The 2,095-nt window shown below is 35.5% G+C and carries 2 protein-coding genes; one reads left to right on the forward strand and one right to left on the reverse strand.

The window, feature by feature from the left end; all coding sequences use genetic code 11:
- Positions 1-391: 391 nt before the first annotated feature.
- Positions 392-544, reverse strand: coding sequence for a hypothetical protein (locus QUB61_RS39060; protein ID WP_333136810.1), 153 nt, complete (start codon positions 542-544; stop codon positions 392-394).
- 243 nt (positions 545-787) lie between these two features.
- On the opposite strand from QUB61_RS39060, the gene QUB61_RS39065 reads away from it, so the two are divergent.
- On the forward strand, positions 788-2,005 hold the full coding sequence (locus QUB61_RS39065) for an ISL3 family transposase (RefSeq protein WP_333136808.1): 1,218 nt from the start codon (positions 788-790) through the stop codon (positions 2,003-2,005).
- Positions 2,006-2,095 lie beyond the last annotated feature (90 nt).

The raw sequence follows: 2,095 nt of genomic DNA on the forward strand, positions 1-2,095 counted from the left end.
GTAGGAGTGAAAATTGTAATCTCACACTTTTTTCATTATAACCGATAAGTCATCAACTTATTTATTTTTCATTCCTAAGTGAGTAAATTCATAAAAAAAGCTTTCTCCAGTTAGCGGTTCTACTGCGCCATAAAGCCACAAATAAGTAAAGTCCCATAGCACTTGGACTTGCGGTTTTACTCCGCAACCAGTTAACTTTCTTCTTTGAACTGTATGCAAACCCATCCGGCTTTCATCTTGACGACAATAGCGCAGTTTTTTCCACTGTTTTAAAAAGCTCTTACTTTCTGTCAGACTGGCTTTGATGAGAAGTAGGAGTTTTTTTTTAATTCTTCTACTGCCCCTGCTTTCTGTTTTTCACTCACGCCTTCGTGGCACTTTTAATTTTCCTTTAAGACGATATGCAAGTCCATTGATGTACTGTCCGATATGCCACAGGAACTTCGCAGCAGGTTGTCAGCCATTGATGTACTTCTTTGTAACTACTGAATCCTTCGGGGTCGAGCAATTCTTTTGATAATCTATCTACAGTTTCTGCTGTCATAATTCAAGGTCGAACCGATCGGGGTTTTTGATATAACAATTCTGCGATGCCTCCCGAACGATAACTAGACAACCATCTTTGGATTGTGGTCTGGGGGGGTGACAAAGAGGCCTAGGAGATAGACCGAATCAGGGTTGCAGCCCGCATACCTTGTTGATAAAAGCGACGTTTATGGCTCTTCCGTACTTATTGTGCTAAAATGTTAGTTAAAGGTGCATGATAATTGTGACTCTCGAATAAATAATGAACAAGTTAATGACAAGTATTCTCAATTTGCCCGGTGTCGTAGTAGAAGATTACAAACAAACAGGAGAAACATTAATATTAGTAATAAAATCACAAAAAACGACAGCCTCTTGCCCTGTTTGCCGTCAATCCAGCCATCACTTGCATCAAAATTATAGATATCTAGTGAGAGATTTACCAATTGGTAATAGAGAAGTAATGTTGAGAGTAAATCGGCGCAGATTCAAGTGTAAAAATTGTCGCAAACCTTTTAATGAAAGTTTAGCGTTTCTCGAAAAAAAGAAAAATTTTACAAAGAGATATGCACAAAGTATTGCTGAACAAGTTGTCCATAGTGACATTAATAACGTGGCTAAAAACAATAAACTAACAGAAGAAGAAGTTTGGTCAATGGTAAAAGCTGTAGCCAATAAAATCTTACCTGTTGATGTAAAAAAGTTACATAAATTAGGCATATATGAAATTAGTTTAGTAAAAGGAAAAGGAAATTTTATAGTTGTATTAGTCGATTTATCAACACATAAACTAATAGGTTTAGCTGCTGATAGAAAACAGGAGACCATCGAAAAGAAGATGCTTGAATGGGGAGAAGAAGTCTTAAACCAGATCGAAGAAGTAAGTATGGACATGACGGGTAATTATAAATCATTAGTCAAAAAAATTTGCCCGAATGCTGATGTAACAGTAGATAGATTTCATGTGACCAAAATAATTCATGAGGAATTAAATCAGGCGAGAATCGAGCAAAAAAAGGCAGCCTCATCGTTAAAAGCGAAAGAAAGAGCCAAATTATTGGAGAGTTTAAAAGGAAATAAATATACATTGTTGAAAGCAGAGAATGACTTGTCTAGCCAACAAAAATTAAACTTAAAACAAGTAAAAGATGCTTCGCCGTTAGTAGGAAGTATGCACCTTTTAAAAGAAGAGTTTCATACTTTGTTTGAAAAAAGTAATTGTTTGGGTGACGGGATATTAGAATTAGCAGATTGGTTAAAAAAGGCACAACCATACTATAAAAAGAGTGTAGAAACAATCAAAAGATGGTTGGGAGAGATTGGGGGGTATTTTGAATCAAGAACAACTAATGGGATAGTAGAGGGAATTAATACTAAATTAAAGCTCTTAAAAAGGTGTGGTTTTGGATTTAGAAATTTGATAAATTTTGAAATACGGGCATTACTTTTTTGGCATTTTCCTAAAAAATTAGCACAATAAGTACGGAAGAGCCACGTTTATTTCGAGTTAACTTCATTAACTGTTCCACTTCCAAAGAATATTGTTCGAGATAATTAACCCACTTTTCTC

Origin of the sequence: Microcoleus sp. C2D2 (assembly GCF_036702495.1) — a bacterium.
Taxonomy (GTDB): domain Bacteria; phylum Cyanobacteriota; class Cyanobacteriia; order Cyanobacteriales; family Microcoleaceae; genus Microcoleus.